The organism is Aquimarina sp. EL_43 (assembly GCF_943422735.1).
Lineage (GTDB): Bacteria > Bacteroidota > Bacteroidia > Flavobacteriales > Flavobacteriaceae > Aquimarina > Aquimarina megaterium.
On record NZ_CALSBR010000001.1, the window covers coordinates 1914835 to 1933433 of the forward strand.

The 18599-nt window shown below is 34.2% G+C and carries 16 protein-coding genes; 9 read left to right on the forward strand and 7 right to left on the reverse strand.

From position 1 onward, the window contains the following. The first annotated feature begins 127 nt into the window (after positions 1–127). The 5 genes from NNL09_RS08710 to NNL09_RS08730 all read left to right on the forward strand — a co-directional run bounded on the left by NNL09_RS08710 (position 128) and on the right by NNL09_RS08730 (position 5110). Positions 128–2458: a penicillin-binding protein 1A gene (locus tag NNL09_RS08710; RefSeq protein WP_025665259.1), complete on the forward strand. Its 2331-nt coding sequence runs from the start codon at positions 128–130 to the stop codon at positions 2456–2458. Between the two features lie 102 nt (positions 2459–2560). Then, positions 2561–3268, forward strand: a complete 708-nt coding sequence (locus NNL09_RS08715; RefSeq protein WP_025665258.1) for a CoA transferase subunit A — start codon at positions 2561–2563, stop codon at positions 3266–3268. Positions 3269–3371: 103 nt separating this feature from the next. After that, on the forward strand, positions 3372–4013 hold the full coding sequence (locus NNL09_RS08720) for a peroxiredoxin (RefSeq protein ID WP_025665257.1): 642 nt from the start codon (positions 3372–3374) through the stop codon (positions 4011–4013). A 99-nt stretch (positions 4014–4112) separates the two neighbouring features. Beyond that, the gene (locus NNL09_RS08725; protein ID WP_025665256.1) at positions 4113–4451 is read left to right on the forward strand and encodes a hypothetical protein; all 339 of its coding nucleotides are present in this window, start codon (positions 4113–4115) and stop codon (positions 4449–4451) included. 2 nt (positions 4452–4453) lie between these two features. Further along, complete coding sequence (locus tag NNL09_RS08730; RefSeq protein ID WP_025665255.1) at positions 4454–5110, forward strand: CoA transferase subunit B; 657 nt, start codon at positions 4454–4456, stop codon at positions 5108–5110. Between the two features lie 585 nt (positions 5111–5695). Here NNL09_RS08730 and NNL09_RS08735 read toward each other — a convergent pair. After that, the gene (locus NNL09_RS08735) at positions 5696–7387 is read right to left on the reverse strand and encodes an ABC transporter ATP-binding protein (protein ID WP_196910923.1); all 1692 of its coding nucleotides are present in this window, start codon (positions 7385–7387) and stop codon (positions 5696–5698) included. A 103-nt stretch (positions 7388–7490) separates the two neighbouring features. Here NNL09_RS08735 and NNL09_RS08740 point away from each other — a divergent pair, with 103 nt between their 5' ends. Continuing rightward, the gene (locus tag NNL09_RS08740) at positions 7491–8948 is read left to right on the forward strand and encodes an ATP-binding protein (RefSeq protein ID WP_025665253.1); all 1458 of its coding nucleotides are present in this window, start codon (positions 7491–7493) and stop codon (positions 8946–8948) included. Positions 8949–9088: 140 nt separating this feature from the next. Further along, positions 9089–9868 carry an enoyl-CoA hydratase/isomerase family protein gene (locus NNL09_RS08745; protein ID WP_196910922.1) on the forward strand — a complete coding sequence of 260 codons (780 nt, stop codon included), beginning with the start codon at positions 9089–9091 and terminating at the stop codon, positions 9866–9868. Positions 9869–9946: 78 nt separating this feature from the next. Here NNL09_RS08745 and nadD read toward each other — a convergent pair whose 3' ends face one another. The 3 genes from nadD to NNL09_RS08760 are packed head-to-tail and all read right to left on the reverse strand — an operon-like array spanning position 9947 to position 12013. Further along, positions 9947–10528, reverse strand: a complete 582-nt coding sequence (gene nadD / locus NNL09_RS08750; protein WP_196910921.1) for a nicotinate (nicotinamide) nucleotide adenylyltransferase — start codon at positions 10526–10528, stop codon at positions 9947–9949. 54 nt (positions 10529–10582) lie between these two features. After that, a complete protein-coding gene (gmk, locus tag NNL09_RS08755) occupies positions 10583–11155 on the reverse strand; it encodes a guanylate kinase (protein ID WP_196910920.1) in 573 nt (190 codons plus the stop codon). Beyond that, positions 11156–12013 carry a YicC/YloC family endoribonuclease gene (locus tag NNL09_RS08760; RefSeq protein ID WP_196910919.1) on the reverse strand — a complete coding sequence of 286 codons (858 nt, stop codon included), beginning with the start codon at positions 12011–12013 and terminating at the stop codon, positions 11156–11158. Between the two features lie 229 nt (positions 12014–12242). Here NNL09_RS08760 and NNL09_RS08765 point away from each other — a divergent pair, with 229 nt between their 5' ends. Then, positions 12243–13031 (forward strand): hypothetical protein, encoded by a 789-nt coding sequence (locus NNL09_RS08765; RefSeq protein WP_196910918.1) that lies wholly within the window; start codon positions 12243–12245, stop codon positions 13029–13031. A gap of 96 nt (positions 13032–13127) precedes the next feature. Here NNL09_RS08765 and NNL09_RS08770 read toward each other — a convergent pair whose 3' ends face one another. Genes NNL09_RS08770 through NNL09_RS08780 form a run of 3 tightly spaced genes read right to left on the reverse strand, consistent with a single transcriptional unit; the run spans position 13128 to position 17345 of the window. Further along, positions 13128–13673 (reverse strand): GNAT family N-acetyltransferase, encoded by a 546-nt coding sequence (locus NNL09_RS08770; protein WP_196910917.1) that lies wholly within the window; start codon positions 13671–13673, stop codon positions 13128–13130. Between the two features lie 6 nt (positions 13674–13679). Next, complete coding sequence (locus NNL09_RS08775; RefSeq protein WP_196910916.1) at positions 13680–14231, reverse strand: CopD family protein; 552 nt, start codon at positions 14229–14231, stop codon at positions 13680–13682. Then, complete coding sequence (locus NNL09_RS08780; RefSeq protein ID WP_196910915.1) at positions 14232–17345, reverse strand: glycosyl hydrolase; 3114 nt, start codon at positions 17343–17345, stop codon at positions 14232–14234. It abuts the gene before it with no gap. A 156-nt stretch (positions 17346–17501) separates the two neighbouring features. Here NNL09_RS08780 and NNL09_RS08785 point away from each other — a divergent pair, with 156 nt between their 5' ends. Then, a complete protein-coding gene (locus NNL09_RS08785; RefSeq protein WP_196910914.1) occupies positions 17502–18515 on the forward strand; it encodes an AraC family transcriptional regulator in 1014 nt (337 codons plus the stop codon). Positions 18516–18599 lie beyond the last annotated feature (84 nt).

The window sequence follows — 18599 nt, forward strand, 5'->3', positions numbered from 1 at the left end:
CTATCATAGATAGACAAAAAAATATCGTTAAAATACTTTTAGAGAAAGACCAGATAAGGAGGACATCAACAAAAAAGGGAAAAAACCTCTTCTGATCTTTTAAAAAATAGATTTAAATAGCTGAGATATGGCAAAGGCAAAACCCAAATCAACAAAAAAAAGAGCAAAAACTCCTGCGAGTAATACCATAAAATACATAAAAGCATTTTGGATACTATTTGGATCAGGATTGTTTTTAATAGCCTTACTCTTTCTCCTGGCTAGTTGGGGAGTTTATGGAGAAATGCCTAAATTTGAAGAATTAGAAAACCCACAGAATGACTTGGCAACCCAGATTATCTCTTCAGATGGGGTGCAAATAGGAACCTTTTTTAAAGAAAACCGTACTCCTGTAAATTACGAAGATCTACCACAACATTTGGTTGATGCCTTGGTGGCAACAGAAGATGCAAGATATTATGATCACTCCGGAATAGATGCCAGAGGAACATTAAGAGCATTTGTTTTTTTAGGAACCAAGGGTGGAGCAAGTACAATATCACAACAGCTGGCAAAGCAATTATTTACTGGAGGATCAAAGAATAAGATCGAGCGATATTTGCAAAAAATACAGGAATGGGTAATTGCAACTCGTTTAGAAAGACAATATACCAAGAAAGAAATTGTAACGATGTATCTTAATAAATATGATTTTCTTAATCAGGCAATTGGGATAAGTTCTGCATCGAGAATTTATTTCGGAAAAAATCCTAAAGACCTTAATGTAGAAGAAGCAGCTGTATTGGTAGGGATGTTAAAAAATTCATCACTATATAATCCGCTTCGTAGACCAGAAATGGTAAAAACAAGAAGAGATGTGGTTCTAAATCAGATGGAGAAATATGAGTACATTACAGAAAAACAAAGAGATAGTTTAAAACAGTTACCACTTAAACTGGATTACTCTCCAGAAGGCCATAATGATGGGACTGCAACTTACTTTAGAGAATATGTAAGAAGTTGGATGTCAAAATGGGTAAAAGAGAACCCTAAAGGGGAAAATGCTGAGGGCGATCCCGAATATTTTGATATCTATAGAGACGGATTACGAATTAATGTAACTATAGATTCTCGTATGCAAAAATATGCCGAGGAAGCGGTGCAAGAACATATGGCGAATCTTCAGAAAGAATTTGATAAACAAGAAAAGGATAATAAAACCACCCCTTTTAGAGATTTAACAGAAGTTGAAGTAGAAAGAATACTGAATCGAAGTATTAAATCATCTGCCAGATGGAAAAAGATGCTTAGTCAGGGCAAAAGTGAAAAAGAAATAAGAAAATCTTTTGATGAAAAGGCAGAGATGAGCATATTTAGTTGGAAAGGAGCAATAGATACAATAATGACTCCTAAAGATTCTATCTTATATTATAAAAAGTTTTTACGCTCGGGACTAATGTCTATGGAACCACAAACAGGGCATGTCAAAGCTTGGGTCGGAGGAGTTAACTATAAGCATTTTCAATATGATCATGTATATCAGGGAGCACGACAAGTAGGATCTACGTTTAAACCTTTTGTGTATGCAACTGCAATCGATCAACTTAAACTTTCGCCTTGTGATACCATACCAAAATCGCAAATAACAATTCCTCCAGGTTCTCATGGTGTCATTGATAAGGGATGGACACCAAAAAATAGTGATGCCGACTATACAGGGTATATGAGTCTTAAAGAAGCGTTAGCCAAATCGGTGAATACTGTTTCTGCACGTTTAATGGATAGAATCGGGCCAGAGCCTATTGTTCGTCTTGCAAAGAAAATGGGAGTAGAATCAGATATTCTTGAAGTAGCTTCTATAGCATTAGGATCTGTAGATTTGAAATTGTCAGAAATGGTAGGAGCATATAGTACATTTGCTAATCAGGGGATATATACCAAACCGGTAACCATTACTAGTATTGAAGATAAAAATGGAACTGTTTTATATCAATTTGTTCCCGAAACACGTGATGTGATTAGTAAAGAAGCGGCCTATGTTACCATTAATTTAATGGAGGGTGTTACTCAATCTGGTTCTGGAGTACGCTTACGTACAGGACCTTCATCTAGATATGATATAAAAAATGTAGTTACTGGTCACCCATATAAATTTACAAACCCTATAGCGGGTAAAACAGGAACAACACAAAATCAAAGTGATGGTTGGTTTATGGGCATTGTTCCTAACCTTTGTACAGGAGTTTGGGTCGGAGGAGATGATAGAGCTACACATTTTAGAACAACTACCTTTGGGCAGGGAGCTACAATGGCATTGCCGGTCTGGGCGTTATTCATGAAAAAATGCTATGGAGATAAAACATTAAAAATTTCTACAAAAGCTTTTCCTAAACCAGAAAACTTAACTATCGAAGTAGATTGTAAAGCTTTTAAGAGGAATAATGTACAAGGCGAGAACATAGAAGAATTTAGTCTTTAAAAGAGCTTTGTCTGTTAATTAAAAAAATCTTAAAACTATCTAATTTCAAAAGATGAGATACTGTTTTTTTTAGTACTTTTAGTCTGCTAAAATTAGAACACTATGATTCGTAAAACGGTATCCAATGTTACCGAAGCTTTGGTTGGTATCAAAGATGATATGACCTTTATGCTTGGAGGGTTTGGCCTATGCGGTATTCCTGAAAATACTATTACAGAGCTTGTAAAATCAAATGTCAAAGGTCTTACCTGTATATCCAATAATGCAGGGGTTGATGATTTTGGATTGGGGCTTCTACTTCAAAAGAAACAAATCAAAAAAATGATCTCTTCTTATGTAGGAGAAAATGATGAATTCGAGCGTCAGATGCTTAGTGGCGAATTGGATGTAGAACTTATCCCACAAGGAACGTTGGCAGAAAGATGTCGTGCAGCTCAGGGAGGTTTTCCTGCAATTTATACCCCAGCAGGTTACGGCACCGAAGTAGCCGAAGGAAAAGAAACTCGAGAGTTTAATGGCAAAATGTATGTGTTAGAACACGCATTTAAAGCCGATTTTGCATTTGTAAAAGCCTGGAAAGGCGATGAAGCTGGGAATTTGATCTTTAAAGGAACGGCAAGAAACTTTAATCCTTGTATGTGCGGTGCTGCAAAAATAACAGTGGCCGAGGTAGAAGAATTAGTTCCCGCAGGAACCTTAAATCCAGACCATATACATATTCCAGGTATATTCGTTCAACGAATTTTTCAAGGACAAGATTATGAAAAAAGAATCGAGCAACGTACCGTTCGTAAAAAAGAAGAAGTTTAATCTTTTTTGATAGATGTAAAATTATTTTTATCGTCTATTGAAAAAAGAGTAACCACTTCAAAATAATAGTATTTGTTTTTAAAACCTTAAACACACACAAATCATGGCTGCATTACGATTAGGAGATGAAGCACCAAACTTCATTGCGCAAACTACAGAAGGAGAAATAGATTTTCATAATTGGTTGGGAGAAGATTGGGGAATTCTATTTTCGCATCCGGCGGATTATACTCCTGTTTGTACTACAGAATTAGGTACAGTATCAAAATACACAAATGAATTTAATAAACGCAATGTAAAAGTTGCTGCATTGAGTGTAGATGGCTTAGAATCTCATCATGGGTGGATTAAAGATATTAATGAAACACAAGACACAACAGTTAATTTTCCTATCATCGCCGATGAGGATAGAAAAGTATCAGAATTATATGATATGATTCATCCTAATGCAGATAGTCAACTAACAGTACGTTCTGTTTTTGTAATAGCACCAGATAAAAAGATCAAACTTACAATAACATATCCAGCTTCTACCGGAAGAAATTTTGATGAGTTATTACGCGTTATTGATTCGCTTCAGTTAACGGCATATCATAAAGTAGCTACACCAGCAAATTGGAATCCTGGAGAAGATTGCGTTATTGTGCCCTCTGTACTTAATGAAGAAATAGCCGAATTATTCCCCAAAGGGCATAAAGAGATAAAACCTTATTTAAGGATGACGCCTCAGCCCAATTTAAATTAGTAAGTATGAAATAAGCCATAACAATTAGGTTGATACCCAACCGAAATGATTCTATGGCGATTCCATCTGACCATTAAAAAACAATAAATATATAAACAGATGAAATTAGAATTTACATGCTCTCAATGTAAGATTCAAAATAAATTTAAACCAGTAACAGCAACCAGAGGTGAATTACAAATGAAAATTGGTGATGAAGTACAGGTTACATGCAAGTATTGTAATAAAGAAGATAAAAAACATATTAATAGAATAGATGCGGTTGTTGATAATAGAAAAATACTCTTTGCACTTATAATAAGTGGAGTAGTAGCTATTGTTCTTTTAAGTTTTTATGGTCTTATGGCTTTGGCTGTGATCTCTATACCATTATTAATATGGATTCAGGAAAGTAAGTCAACCAATCATTTTAATTCATATAAGATTAGAAGAAAATAATTATGTTAGATAAAAACGGAATTGCGAAGCGTATTGCTAAAGAACTACAGGACGGATATTTTGTAAACCTGGGAATAGGTATACCTACATTGGTTGCCAATTATATCCCTCAAGGTATAGAAGTAGAGTTTCAAAGTGAAAACGGAGTCCTAGGAATGGGACCTTTTCCTTTTGAAGGAGAAGAAGATGCCGATATTATAAATGCGGGAAAACAAACTATTACTACAATGCCGGGAGCATCATTTTTTGATTCTGCAATGAGTTTTGGGATGATTCGAGGACAACACGTTGATTTAACAATTTTAGGAGCGATGGAAGTTTCTGAAGAAGGAGATATAGCAAACTGGAAGATCCCAGGTAAAATGGTAAAAGGAATGGGAGGAGCAATGGATCTAGTAGCAAGTGCAGAGAATATTATTGTGGCCATGATGCATACCAATAAAGCAGGGGCGTCTAAATTGCTAAAAAAATGTTCACTTCCGCTTACAGGAGTTAGTTGTGTAAAAAAAATAGTTACAAACCTGGCTTTTCTAGAAATCACCGATAAAGGTTTTAAACTTTTAGAAAGAGCCCCTGGAGTATCTGTAGAAGAAATTAAGAATGCCACAGAAGGAAACCTCATAATTGAAGGGGATATTCCTGAAATGATATTAGATTGATTTAAATCTAATTCTAGGAATATGGTAACGAATAATAATTAAGTCTCTACGAATAATAAATTAATAAAAGAGTCGTTTAGGTATAACAGGATCCTATTATCTTGTTTTTGAAAGAAAAATACTACACTTTCAAGTGGATTCGTGTACCCTTAAACCTTTGCTTTAAGCCTTAAAAACTAACAATACGCATTTAAATGTTAAAATTTAGTGTATTTTATCGATTTTTTTGTGTATTTAAACGTTATTGTTGAAAATATTTTGCATATTAGTGTCCCGATAAAAAATAATGCCCCCTATAAACATTATTTTTTATAAGGATTAAAAAAATTATTAACCCACACAAGTTTCCCCTATTATGAAAAAACGTATAAATCGTCTACAGAAATCGATCAAACCTACAATGGAATTGATTTCAAACTGTGTTTATGTGGCGAAAAAAGTATTTTTGTTGATGTGATTTTTTGTTGTTAATTAATCGCAACCTCCCCAAGTCGCGATGAATGAAACCTGTTAGCCTGTATAAGTTTAACAGGTTTTTTTTATATACGGCGTTTCGTTTCTTGAATAATTGTGGGGACTCACGCCTTATTTTCCCTGCGGGATCGCATGTATTAGTTTTTTGGTATAGTCTCTTTTTGGGTTTTCATAAATCAAATCCGCATCTCCTTGTTCCTCTATTTTACCTTTATTCATGACCAATAACTGATCAGACATATATTTTACTACAGCCAGATCATGTGATATGAAGATGTAGGTAAAACCAAAATTACTTTTTAACTCATTTAGTAAGTTAAGTACTTGTGCTTGTACAGAGATATCTAACGCGCTTACAGACTCATCGCAGATAATAAGTTTTGGCTGTAAAGCTATTGTACGCGCAATACCGATGCGTTGTCGTTGTCCACCACTAAACTCATGCGGGTAACGATTAAAATGTTCCTCGGTTAAGCTTACTCGTTCTAGCAATTCTATTACTTTTTGCTTTCGTTCTTTGTCATTGTCGTATAAATTATGTGCCTGCATAGGTTCCATAATTGCTTTTCCAACAGTTAATCTTGGATTGAGCGATGCAAAAGGATCTTGAAATATTAACTGAATTTCTTTTCGAAGACTTCGTATCTCAGAAGATGATAATTGTGTGATATCTTGCCCTTTGTATATAACCTGACCTCTATTGGCTTTATCTAATTGTAAAATGGTATTTCCTAAAGTGGATTTACCACAACCAGATTCTCCTACGAGTCCCAAAGTCTCACCTTCATAGAGCTTAAAACTCACATCATCTACAGCTTTAAATTCTGCTTTTCCAAATAAACCAACCTTAGAAAAATAACTTTTTTCTACATTTATAACTTCTAGTAGAGGTGGTTGACTATACAAGTTTTGATGATGCTGTTGTCGCTGTTCTTTAGTAATGATTTCCTTTTTTTGACCTGTATCCTCAAAAAAGTCCGCAATAGTTGGTAGTTTTTGATATCTAACATTCATTGGGGGCCTTGCATTAATTAATGCTTTGGTGTATTCTTTTTGAGGAGTGTGAAAAATAGTATCGGTTGTTCCGTATTCTATCATCTTTCCTTGATACATAACCAAAACATGATCTGCAACTTCTGAAACTAATGAGAGATCATGAGAAATAAATAAAATACTCATTTTATATTCTTCCTGCAGGCTTTTTAATAAGCCGATAATTTCTTTTTGTACTGTTACATCAAGTGCCGTTGTAGGTTCATCTGCAATAAGAAGCTTTGGTTTACAAGCAATAGCCATAGCAATCATGATGCGTTGTTTTTGACCTCCGCTTAATTGATGAGGATATGATTTGTATGCCCGATCAGGTTCGGGAAGTTTTACTTTTTCGAATAAAGAAAGTACTTCTGTTTTTATTTCTGTTTTAGACAGTGATGTGTGCTGAAATAAGATTTCTGCAACTTGCTTTCCGCATTTCATAGAAGGGTTTAAAGAACTCATAGGTTCTTGAAAAATCATAGCGATCTCATTACCACGAATCGCCCTATATTCTTTTTCATTAAAACTTAATAAAGAGATACCATCATAGATAATATTCCCTTTAGTGATTTTAGAAATTTTATTAGGTAGTAGCCCCAGGATGGCTAATGAAGCTACAGATTTTCCGCTTCCAGATTCACCTACAACTCCTAATATTTCATTTTTATGAATGTCGAAAGAGATGTCGTAGAGTACTTGATTTTCTTTTTCTTCAGATAAAAAAGAGACACAAAGATTTTGTACAGAAAGCAGTGTAGTATTATCCATAACTTAAACGTTAGGTAAATTTAGGAAATTCAACGCTTTCACAGATTTCTTTTTGCAACTATTTTGGTGTGATATTTGTTATCTTTACCTGTCAAAATATATTATGAGGCTACTAAAACTTTCTCTTCGTACACGAATTTTTATTTCCATGACTATCTTGGTATTACTAGCTTCAATTTTGATTGCTGCCGTTACGATCTATCAATATAAAGAAGAGGCAGAAGAATATCATCAGGGACGATTAGAAAGAAAAGAAGAACGAATTCAGATTACAATTAATAATGTATTAAAAAGGACAACTTATCCTGTAAATAAGGAAAATATAGCATTAATTTTTAGAGAAAAAGATCGTATTTATCAAATTTCTGAAGAACATTCTATGCCTATTAATATTTATGGGCTTACGGGAAAATTATTGGTTAAATCAGAAGGTGGATTTGCAAAAGATACTACCGATATCCAAATCAACCCTATTATTTTAGATACATTGGCTTCGCTTTATAATAAGAAGTATTTGGTAAAATCTGAAAAAAATGGAGAACGATTTTTAACATCCTATACCTATATTACAGATGTTAAATCAAAACCTTTAGGGATTCTACATTTACCATATCTTGAAGATGATGATTTAATCACAAGAGAATTGTTAGAGTTTTTGCAACGTCTGGGGCAGGTGTATTTACTAATGCTTTTAGTGGCAATTGTTCTGGCTTATTTTTTGTCAAAGTACATTACGAGATCCTTAAAGACAATTTCCGAAACTATAGACCAGACCCGATTAGATAAGCGAAATAAACGAATAGATATTGGTGATGCAAGTGAAGAAATTTATTCACTGGTAAATGCCTATAATAGTATGATCGATGAACTTGAACAAAGTGCTGCAATGCTTGCCAAAAGCGAGAGAGAAGCAGCATGGAGAGAAATGGCAAAACAGGTAGCGCACGAAATTAAAAATCCTTTAACACCAATGCGATTAACAGTGCAGAGTTTTCAACGTAAATTTGATCCCAATGATCCTAAAATTCAACAAAAAGTTCAGGAATATAGCGATACTTTGATCCAGCAGATCGATACGATGAGTTCTATCGCTTCTGCATTTTCTAATTTTGCACAGATGCCTGCACAAAAAAGTGAGACCCTAGATGTGGTAAAGATCATAGGGCTGGCATTGGATATTTTTAACGAAGACTATATTATTTTTCCTTCAGAAAAAGAAAAAATCATTGCTAAGTTTGATAGAACACAATTGATAAGAGTAGTCACCAATTTAGTAAAAAACGGTATACAGGCAATTCCCGAGGATCGTATCCCCAAAATTATTGTGGATGTATTCTCAGAGAATGGAGAAGTTCTTATTACAGTCGCTGATAATGGAATTGGGATAACCGAAGAAAATACGAAGAAGGTTTTCGAACCTAAATTCACAACCAAAACCAGCGGTATGGGACTTGGATTAGGAATGGTGAAAAATATTGTGGAAACCTATAATGGAAGTATTACCTTTACATCAAAAGAAGGAAAAGGCACTGTTTTTAAAGTTAGATTTCCAAAAGAATAATACCTTACTTCGATGATTTCTAATACAAATGTTATCATCTACTGATACAGAAGATTTTGGAATATGGATGTATTTTTGCCTGTATTTTGAAAGAGATTTATAAAACAATAAACAACATATAATAAACAACATAAATTACAATGTATAATAATATTCTAACATCTCAGGATCACGGGGTTACTAAGATTACGATCAATCGTCCATCAAAATTAAATGCTCTTAATAAAGAAACTATTCAGGAATTGCATGCAGCTTTTAGAGTTGCCAATCTCGATACAGATACTAAAGTTATTATCATTACCGGAAGTGGTGAAAAAGCATTTGTTGCAGGTGCAGATATTAGTGAATTTGCAGATTTTTCGGTATCAGAAGGAGGGAACCTGGCCACAAAAGGACAAGAGCTACTTTTTGATTTTGTTGCCAATCTTTCTACACCAGTAATTGCTGCTGTAAATGGATTTGCACTGGGTGGTGGTTTAGAATTAGCTATGGCGGCGCACTTTAGAATTGCTAGTGATAATGCAAAAATGGGATTACCAGAAGTTTCTTTAGGAGTAATACCTGGTTATGGTGGCACACAGCGTTTGCCACAGTTAGTTGGTAAAGGCAGAGCTATGGAGATGATAATGACTGCAGGAATGATCGATGCTAATCATGCATTGCAATACGGGTTGGTAAATTATGTAACCGCTCTGGATGAATTAATACCATTAGCAGAAAAGTTAGCAGGAAAAATTATGAGAAACTCATCTGTAGCAATTGGTGCAGCCATTAAAGCTATAAATTCTGGGTATGAAGATGGTGTAAATGGATATGAAACAGAGATTCAACAATTCGGAAACTGTTTTGGTACCGAAGATTTTAAAGAAGGAACTACAGCGTTTTTAGAGAAACGTAGAGCTGATTTCCCAGGAAAATAAATTAGATGAATAAAAAGGATAAAGACTTCATAAGTATATAATCATGAGGTCTTTTTTTTACCTAATTAATATATTCTCCTACCTGTAGAAATTCATCTCATCAATATATTCCCATACAGGATGTGGAAGTAAAGGTCTTACATTTTTATTTGTAGAAATAGCTTTTCGAATAAATGTCGAGGAGATTTCCATAATAGGAGCATCAATTCGATGTATTTTGGGATGATCTGTAAATTGAGATGCTACAATTCCTTCAGCAATTCTTGGATATACATAGATGTTATGGTTTTCGAGAATAACTTCATGATTTTTCCATTTATGAAAACTCTTTAGGTTATCCTCTCCCATAATAAGATGAAATTGATCCTTCGGGTATTTTTCCTGTAAGTGTGCAAGTGTATGCACGGTATAATTAGGTTGTGGTAGTTTAAATTCTACATCACTAGGTTTTAATTTTGTATACGATTGTGTTGCTCGATATACCATCTCATAGCGATGATGATTATCTAGTAGCGAACTTTTCTTCTTATGAGGATTATGAGGAGTTACCACCATCCATAACTCATCAAGATCAGAGAACTCAGCCATATGATTGGCGATTGCTAAATGACCGATGTGAATGGGATTAAACGTCCCAAAATACAATCCGATTTTTTTCATAGAAAACAATCATTTTTTTATTCCTGTAAAACAAGAACTCCTACGTCTGGAAACCTATTTGAAAAGAAACTTTTTAACCAGTTGATATACTTCGTTTTTAGCTTTTTCTAGATCATCATTCGTTATGATAGCGTCAAACTGAGGAGCAGTAGCCATTTCGGTAGAGGCTTTGGCAACTCTCATATTGATTTTATCTTCGGATTCAGTTTTACGTTTCTTCAAACGAATTTTGAGTTCTTCAATACTAGGTGGTTTTACAAAAATTGCCAACGTACGATCTGGATATATCCTTTTAATATCTAAACCACCCACAACATCGATATCAAAAATCACATGTTTGCCGTTATCCCAAAGCCGTTGTACTTCGGTTTTTAATGTTCCATAAAAATTATCCCGATATACCTCTTCCCATTCTAGAAATTCTTCGGCTTTAATCTTGTCTTTAAACTCTCTTAATGATAAAAAGTAATAATCTTTTCCATGAACTTCTCCTCCGCGAGGCTGTCGAGAAGCTGCAGAAATAGAAAATCCGAGATTTAATTCTTCTTGATTAAGCAAGTATTTAACTAAAGTAGTTTTTCCACTTCCAGAAGGTGCCGAAAGTACAATAAGTTTACCTTGGTTCATTTACAACACGTTTAGTAATTGTTCTTTAATTTTTTCGAGTTCATCTTTCATCTGAACTACTAGTTGTTGCATAGGAGCATAATTAGATTTACTGCCAATAGTATTAATTTCACGACCTATTTCCTGAGTGATAAAACCAAGCTTCTTTCCATTAGAATCCGAAGAATCTAACGTAGTAGTAAAATACTCTAAATGATTTGCCAATCGAACTTTTTCTTCTGTAATATCAAATTTCTCAAGATAATAAATCAACTCCTGTTCAAAACGATTTTGATCGACCTCTTCTTTTAAATCAGATACAGCTTTGTGTAGTCGTTCTCTAACCGCTTCCATACGTTCGGGATCCATTTGTATAACTCTATCAAGAAGTTCGCTTATATTTTTAACACGAATATTGAAATCTTTTTCTAATGCTTTTCCTTCATCGATTCTATAATTCTCTATCGCTGTTAACGCTTTGGTAAGCTCATCTTTTATCGCATTAAATTCTTGCTCATCGATTTGTTCACGTTCTGTTTTTAAAGCATCAGGCATACGAACGGCCATTTTTAATAACTCTATAGTGTCACCTTCGTGTACATTTGATAATTGTCTAATGTATTCTTTTACAATAGCTTCATTAACCTTGTTTGATGTTTCTTCTCCTGTTGCTTCAACATATAATCCAAAATCAACCTTACCTCTTGCTAGTTTTTTTGCAATAGTATTTCGCATTTCAAGCTCCTTTTCGCGGTATTGTGAAGGGATTCTTGCATTAAGATCTAAGTTTTTACTATTAAGTGATTTAACCTCAATCGTTATTTTTTTTGTAGGTAGCTGAAGGATAGACTTCCCGAAGCCTGTCATAGATTTGATCATAGAATTATGCTAAAAGTTGCACGAAGATAATGAAAAGTCTTAACAACGGCATCTTAACTCATAAAACCAAATTTGATAATCCATGACCGTTGTCTTTATTTTTTTGATTAGCTAAAAACGAAGTGTTTAAAAATATACAAATAACACAAAAAAGTTAAATATGTAACAATTTATTTGTTTTATAATTAGTGTTTTAATAGTTTTAGGGTTCAACTTAAATATACTCATTATGAAAACTATTAAATTAGCTATGCTGGTAGTTATTGCTATCGGTATGACAAAATGTTCCAGTGACGTTGAAAATGATATTCAACAAGACACTACAATTACACAAGAGGATATATCTCCCGAAATTTTATCAAAATTACAGCGTATGGGGTTTGACACGGATAAAACATCCGTTGCATCCGCTAAAGGAGGATATATTGTAGACGGAGATATTTTTATCACCGAAGAAACATTGAAAGAAAATAACTTTCAAAAACAAGCTTTTTATACCATTGTTGATTGCAACAGGGCAGGTAATATTCGTATTCAGAATGCTTTAGGTAATAATGCCGCCGGAAGAGGATTTCAAAGAGGTATTGACTTATGGAATAGAGTTAATAGAACAACTTTACGTTTGATACCTGTAAATAACAATCCCGATATTTTGGTTCGTTTGTCGAATCCTGGTGAAATAGGAGGCTGGGGTCTTGGAGAATTCCCTACTAATGGAGTAGAAGGAGGTTTGATTATATTAAATCTTAATGAACCTAGTATAGATGGGGATGCGGTAACGGCTAGAGAATGGGGGAACATATTAGCTCATGAAATTGGGCATAATATTGGGTTTCTTCATGCAGAGCAAGGATTTTTTGGTACGCAAATACCAGGAACACCTAATGTAGATCCTAATTCGATTATGACTTCTGGATCAAACCCGAATGTGGTATTTAATGCCAATAATGTTTCGAATTTTGACATAAGAGCTGTAAGACGAATGTACAGCAATAGAAATAACAGATTGTGTAACTAATCGAATACACTAATAAATTAAGAGACTGTCTGAAAAAAATATTTTGGACAGTCTTTTTATTTTTGTGTTACTACCAAACTTCGAGAAAAAGTAATCTCAAAGATTAATAATCATCGTGATTTTATCTATATATTTTTCCTCTTCTAGAAAAAAATTCTCAATATTTCCGGATTCCTTGAATCCCATTTTTTTATATAAACTAATACCAGGAAGATTGGTGGCATAAACTTCTAACCATAGTACTTTTAATATTTCATTTTCTTTTGACCATTCTAATACATTTTGAATCAAAAGAGTACCTATGCCCTGGTTTTGCCATTGGGTATGAATTCCCATTCCAATCATGGCAGTGTGTTGCATTTTTTTACGCCAACTACCTGTAAGGTCTATGTTTCCAATAATATCACCGTCACTTTCGGCCACTAATAATAAACTATTGGATTGTTGATGAAGGTTTTGAATAAGCTCACTTTCTTCTTTTATCGTATTAGAGTATTCGTAATCAAACAAAGGAATAGTACTAGTGTTTTTAAGATACTCTAGTTTTAATGCTAATAATTGCTTGGCATCTGCCGAGGTTGCTTCTCTAATTAAAAGAGGTTTTCCTAATTTGGTATGATATGTTTTCGAGATAAAGTTCAATCGATATTATGCGTCAGGATTCCTATCCCGAATTCTTTTATAAAGTTTAATGCCCATCATAAGTATAATTGCAAGTGATAGTATGCCTACAACTCCATATATCCAGTTCACTGCATCTCGAACGATAACCAGAAAAATGACCGAAAAGAGAATAATTGTTGAACCTTCATTCCACATTCGCATTTGCCCAGATGACCATTTTACTATATCAAGCTGCAGTTGTTTATAGATATGATGGCACTTAAGATGATACATAATAAGTAAAACTACAAATCCAAGCTTAACATGCATCCAAGGTTGTTGTAGCCAAGCAGGCATTAAAATAAGTAACCAAATTGCAAATAAAGTTGCTAATATAGCAGAAGGCCAGGTGATAATAAACCAAAGACGTTTAGCCATTAATTTAAGTTGTTTGCCTAGTATGTCTCGATCAGGTAGAGGCTTTTGAGAAGCTTCTATTTGATAGATAAATAGTCGGGGAATATAAAATAACCCGGCAAACCATGTGATCACAAAGATCAGGTGCAGGGATTTTATATAATTATAATATTCGAGCATTTATTTTTCTACAAAAAGATAATTAAGCTGCAAGGTATTGAACTCTGTATTAAAACGTTTAATTTCTTCGGTAATTAATTTGTCAAAATTGGCTAATTGATCATTGATCTTTTTAGTAAGTTCATTTTTTACAGCAATATCTTGTTCTGTAGGACCAAAATCTCCCATCCCTACCAGAGAATTTAGGTGCCCTAGTTTATTGGTAAGTTTAATAGGAAAGTTTAAAGGATCCTGGTTACTTTTGTTTTTGGTTTGATATAATGCTTTTTCGATCTCGCCAAATTGTTTTTGCAAGTCTGAAGCTTTTTTAACCAGATCTTTAGTTGCAGAGTTGTCTTTGTACTGTGTTGAAAATGCTTTAAGTTGAGCATTAATTTTTCTGATTTTCTTTATGGATTTATGCGCTCTGTCGACTGTTTTATTAATACTGGTAATAAAATCAAATTGTGATTTCATTTGTTGTGGTGATGCTTCTGTCCTGGGATCGGAAACAATAATAAAAGGTTGTTTAGATACTTCTTTTCCATTTACTGCAAGGCTTACATTATAGTTGCCAGGGACAGCTTTTGGACCATTAAGATTTGCCCACCAGAGAATCATACCATCTAATTTTTCTGCTCCATCACCTCTCATATTCCAAGTAAATAGTTGTGCTCCTTTTTTCTCTATTTTTAATTGATCTTTTTTCTCTTTTGCTTTGGTACTAAATGATTTTAGGGTATCATTTTTAGTATTAAAATAGGTTAAAGAAACTGTATCTTTTGCTGTATCATAATTTTTGAGATAGAAATATGTCATAACACCAGCGGGATGATTAGTTCCTGCTGTCTTAGAATCTTTAACACTTCCTCCACCCATACGATACGAATTCTTAGGTTTATATAGAATATGATTTTGAGTTTTCATAGTATTGTTTAACTGATGTAAGACTGTTAAATCATCAATTATCCAGAGACTTCTTCCTTGCGTAGCAACAATCAAATTATTATCCTTAATGGTTAGATCTGTAATAGGTACAATAGGTAAATTCAATTGAAAAGATTCCCAGTTTGCTCCATCATTAAAAGAGATATACATACCTGTTTCTGTGCCTGCATATAATAATCCTTTTTGATTGAGATCCTCACGAAGCACCCGTGTAAAATGTTCGTTTTTGATTCCGTTTGTAATTTTTGTCCATGATTTACCATAATCGGTAGTCTTATATAGATAAGGAGCAAAATCCCCTGATTTATATTTCGTACCGGCGATATAACATGTACCTTCTGCAAAAGCACTGGGTTCGATACTATTGATCATCATCCATTCTGGCATGCCTTTTGGCGTTACATTGTTCCAGGATTTTCCTCCATCCTGACTTACATGCACAAGACCATCATCACTTCCTACCCAAAGTAAACCTTCTTTGACAGGACTTTCTGCTGCTGCGAAAATAGTACAATAATATTCTACAGATGTGTTATCTTGTGTAATAGGACCTCCAGAAGATTTTTGTTTATCAGGGTCATTTCTGGTTAAATCGGGACTAATCACTTCCCAACTTTGTCCTTCATTTTCGGTGACATGAACATGATTAGAGAATGTATATAGTCTGTTTGGATTATGTTTAGAGAATAGTATTGGGAAATTCCATTGAAAACGATATTTCATATCCTCTGCTCCATGGCCCATAGGATTATCTGGCCATACACTAATAGAGCGTACGGTTTCTGTTTTATGATTTACCCGGGTAAGAAAGCCATCATAACTTCCTCCGTAAACAATATCGTTATCTTTAGGATCGACAGCAATATGGGCAGATTCCCCTCCGGCAGTACTTTCCCAATCATTTTCAGAAATACTCCATCCTGTACTTCTATGATTGATACGTATAGTAGAATTATCTTGCTGAGCTGCATAGATTCTATAAGGAAAGCTATTATCGGTAGTCACTCTGTAAAACTGTGAAGTGGGTTGATTGTGGTACGTACTCCAGGTTTCGCCACCATCGTATGTAACTTGTGCACCACCATCATCGCCAATTACCATACGTTTTGGATTTTCTGGAGCAATCCATAGATCGTGATGATCCCCATGCGGAGCACGATAACTGCTAAAATTTTTACCCCCGTCTTTACTTTTATGATAAGATACATTAACGACATAGACAACATCGATATCTTGAGGATCGGCATAAATACGACTATAATACCATGCACGTTGACGTAAGCTTCTGCTGCTGTTTAATTGGCTCCAGGTGTCTCCTCCATCATCGCTGCGATATACCCCGCCTTTTTCTTTATTTTCTACAATAGCCCACACCCGTTCACTATTTACAGGAGAAACAGTTACTCCCATTATTCCTAAAGTATCTTTGGCGAATCCTTTGTGTTGCGAAATCTCATTCCATGTTTGTCCACTATCTGTACTTTTCCAAAGAGCAGAACCTTTTCCTCCAGAACTAAGGCTATATGGTGTTCTTCTTGCATTCCATGTTGAAGCATACAAAATTCGAGGATTATTAGGGTCTAAAGTTAGATCTACTGCTCCAGCATCCTGATTTGCAAACAGTACTTTATTCCATGTTGTTCCTCCATCAATACTTTTATATACACCACGATCTTGAGTAGGTTTATATATATTACCCAATACTGCAGCATATACAATATCAGGATTAGTAGGGTGAATAGTTATTCTCGGGATATGTCTGCTTTTAGGAAGACCAGCTTGTATCCACGTTTTACCAGCATCAACACTTTTCCAGATACCATAACCCGAAGATACATTTCCTCGCAATGTTTTTTCTCCACCACCGACATAGATTACATTAGGATCACTTTTAGATATGGCAATAGCACCAATTGATCCTCCAAAGAAACCATCAGAGATATTTTTCCAGGTACGTCCTCCGTCTGTAGTTTTCCATACTCCGCCACCAGTAGCTCCAAAATAAAATAGATTAGGTTTTCCCGGTACTCCGGTTACCGCAGCACTTCGACCGCCACGAAACGGTCCAATAAGTCTATATTCTAGAGCGTCATAAAGTTCCTGATTATATGTTTGAGAGTTGGATGTGAAAATAGTTGAGAAAGCAAAAAAGAGTGTAAGAATTAGGCTACCGAATTGTGAATGCATAGTTAGTTGAGATTTAATTTAAAAGCCTTGCGTTTTCAGAGAAATTACAGATAAAATAGATTTGATGGGATACTAAAGTCAGGAATTAAAAATTATTCCAAAAGATTTTCACGTAATTTTAACCTTAGCTATTGAGATCATTTCTAATTTTGAAGCATGGTTATAGAAGGTTTTATACTTGTCTTAAGTTGTTTGGGAGTTATCCAGGCTCTTTTCTTATGTTTTTATCTTTTTACGCTTAAAAAAGGAAATAGAAAAGCGAATATATTTTTGGCTTTGGTGCTCTTAGGATTAACAATACGAATAGGGAAATCTGTTTTTCATAATTATATAGATGTTGATCCCAGATTAAGGAATCTAGCGATTTCGACTATATTGGCAGTAGGTCCTTTTCTTTGGTTTTATGGAAAAGCTCTTTTTGAGAAACAACAAACATTTTCGAACCAACACTACATTCATTTACTGCCTTTTGGATTATTTGTTTTGTGTAGTCCTTTTATTCCTAATAATGGGGATGTGCTCTCATTTGTTGCATATTCTTTAGTTCTCCTTCATTTTGGTATCTATCTATTCATTTGCTGGAAAACTATTTTAAAAATCACAAACGGCGCAAATCCTCAACTTTTAAAATGGTATAGAAATATTGTGGTTGGAGTTAGCTTGATTTGGGCACTGTATGTAGGTATTTTCCTAAGGCTTATTCCATTTTATATTTTAGGTGCTATTTCTTTTTCATTTTTAATATATATGTTTTCTTACTTGCTTTTAAAAAGACATGTTTTTGCTTTAGAAAAATATAGCAACTCTAAAATTGATCGAGAAACCTCTAAAGAATTACTTCATCGGGTAAAGGAACTATTTGAGAATGAGAAGATTTATTTAGATAGTAGTATTTCGTTAAAGACTATAGCAGAAAAATTATCAGTTCCCTCTAGAGAACTATCTCAGGTGATTAATGAGAATGAGCAAAAGAATTTCTCTGAGTTTGTAAATCATTTTCGAATAACAAAAGCCAAAAAATTGCTGGTAGATTCTGAGTATGCATTAGAAAAAATTGCAACCATAGCTTATGATTGCGGTTTTGGTAATGTTACATCTTTTAATCTTGCTTTTAAGGCTGAAACTAAGCTTACACCTTCACAGTATAGAACTCAATATAGTGCTGCTTAATTGATTTTTCGTTTTAAAGATCGTGTTTTTTAAAGGATTTTGATCTAGTCTTTTGGATTTTGCGTTCAGAAAAATTTAAAATGA

Coding starts and splice junctions, on each gene's coding strand:
- NNL09_RS08710 (WP_025665259.1), top strand. CDS start 128: ATGGCAAAGGCAAAACCCAAATCAACAAAAAAAAGAGCAAAAACTCCT.
- NNL09_RS08715 (WP_025665258.1), top strand. CDS start 2,561: ATGATTCGTAAAACGGTATCCAATGTTACCGAAGCTTTGGTTGGTATC.
- NNL09_RS08720 (WP_025665257.1), top strand. CDS start 3,372: ATGGCTGCATTACGATTAGGAGATGAAGCACCAAACTTCATTGCGCAA.
- NNL09_RS08725 (WP_025665256.1), top strand. CDS start 4,113: ATGAAATTAGAATTTACATGCTCTCAATGTAAGATTCAAAATAAATTT.
- NNL09_RS08730 (WP_025665255.1), top strand. CDS start 4,454: ATGTTAGATAAAAACGGAATTGCGAAGCGTATTGCTAAAGAACTACAG.
- NNL09_RS08735 (WP_196910923.1), bottom strand. CDS start 7,387: ATGGATAATACTACACTGCTTTCTGTACAAAATCTTTGTGTCTCTTTT.
- NNL09_RS08740 (WP_025665253.1), top strand. CDS start 7,491: ATGAGGCTACTAAAACTTTCTCTTCGTACACGAATTTTTATTTCCATG.
- NNL09_RS08745 (WP_196910922.1), top strand. CDS start 9,089: ATGTATAATAATATTCTAACATCTCAGGATCACGGGGTTACTAAGATT.
- nadD (WP_196910921.1), bottom strand. CDS start 10,528: ATGAAAAAAATCGGATTGTATTTTGGGACGTTTAATCCCATTCACATC.
- gmk (WP_196910920.1), bottom strand. CDS start 11,155: ATGAACCAAGGTAAACTTATTGTACTTTCGGCACCTTCTGGAAGTGGA.
- NNL09_RS08760 (WP_196910919.1), bottom strand. CDS start 12,013: ATGATCAAATCTATGACAGGCTTCGGGAAGTCTATCCTTCAGCTACCT.
- NNL09_RS08765 (WP_196910918.1), top strand. CDS start 12,243: ATGAAAACTATTAAATTAGCTATGCTGGTAGTTATTGCTATCGGTATG.
- NNL09_RS08775 (WP_196910916.1), bottom strand. CDS start 14,231: ATGCTCGAATATTATAATTATATAAAATCCCTGCACCTGATCTTTGTG.
- NNL09_RS08780 (WP_196910915.1), bottom strand. CDS start 17,345: ATGCATTCACAATTCGGTAGCCTAATTCTTACACTCTTTTTTGCTTTC.
- NNL09_RS08785 (WP_196910914.1), top strand. CDS start 17,502: ATGGTTATAGAAGGTTTTATACTTGTCTTAAGTTGTTTGGGAGTTATC.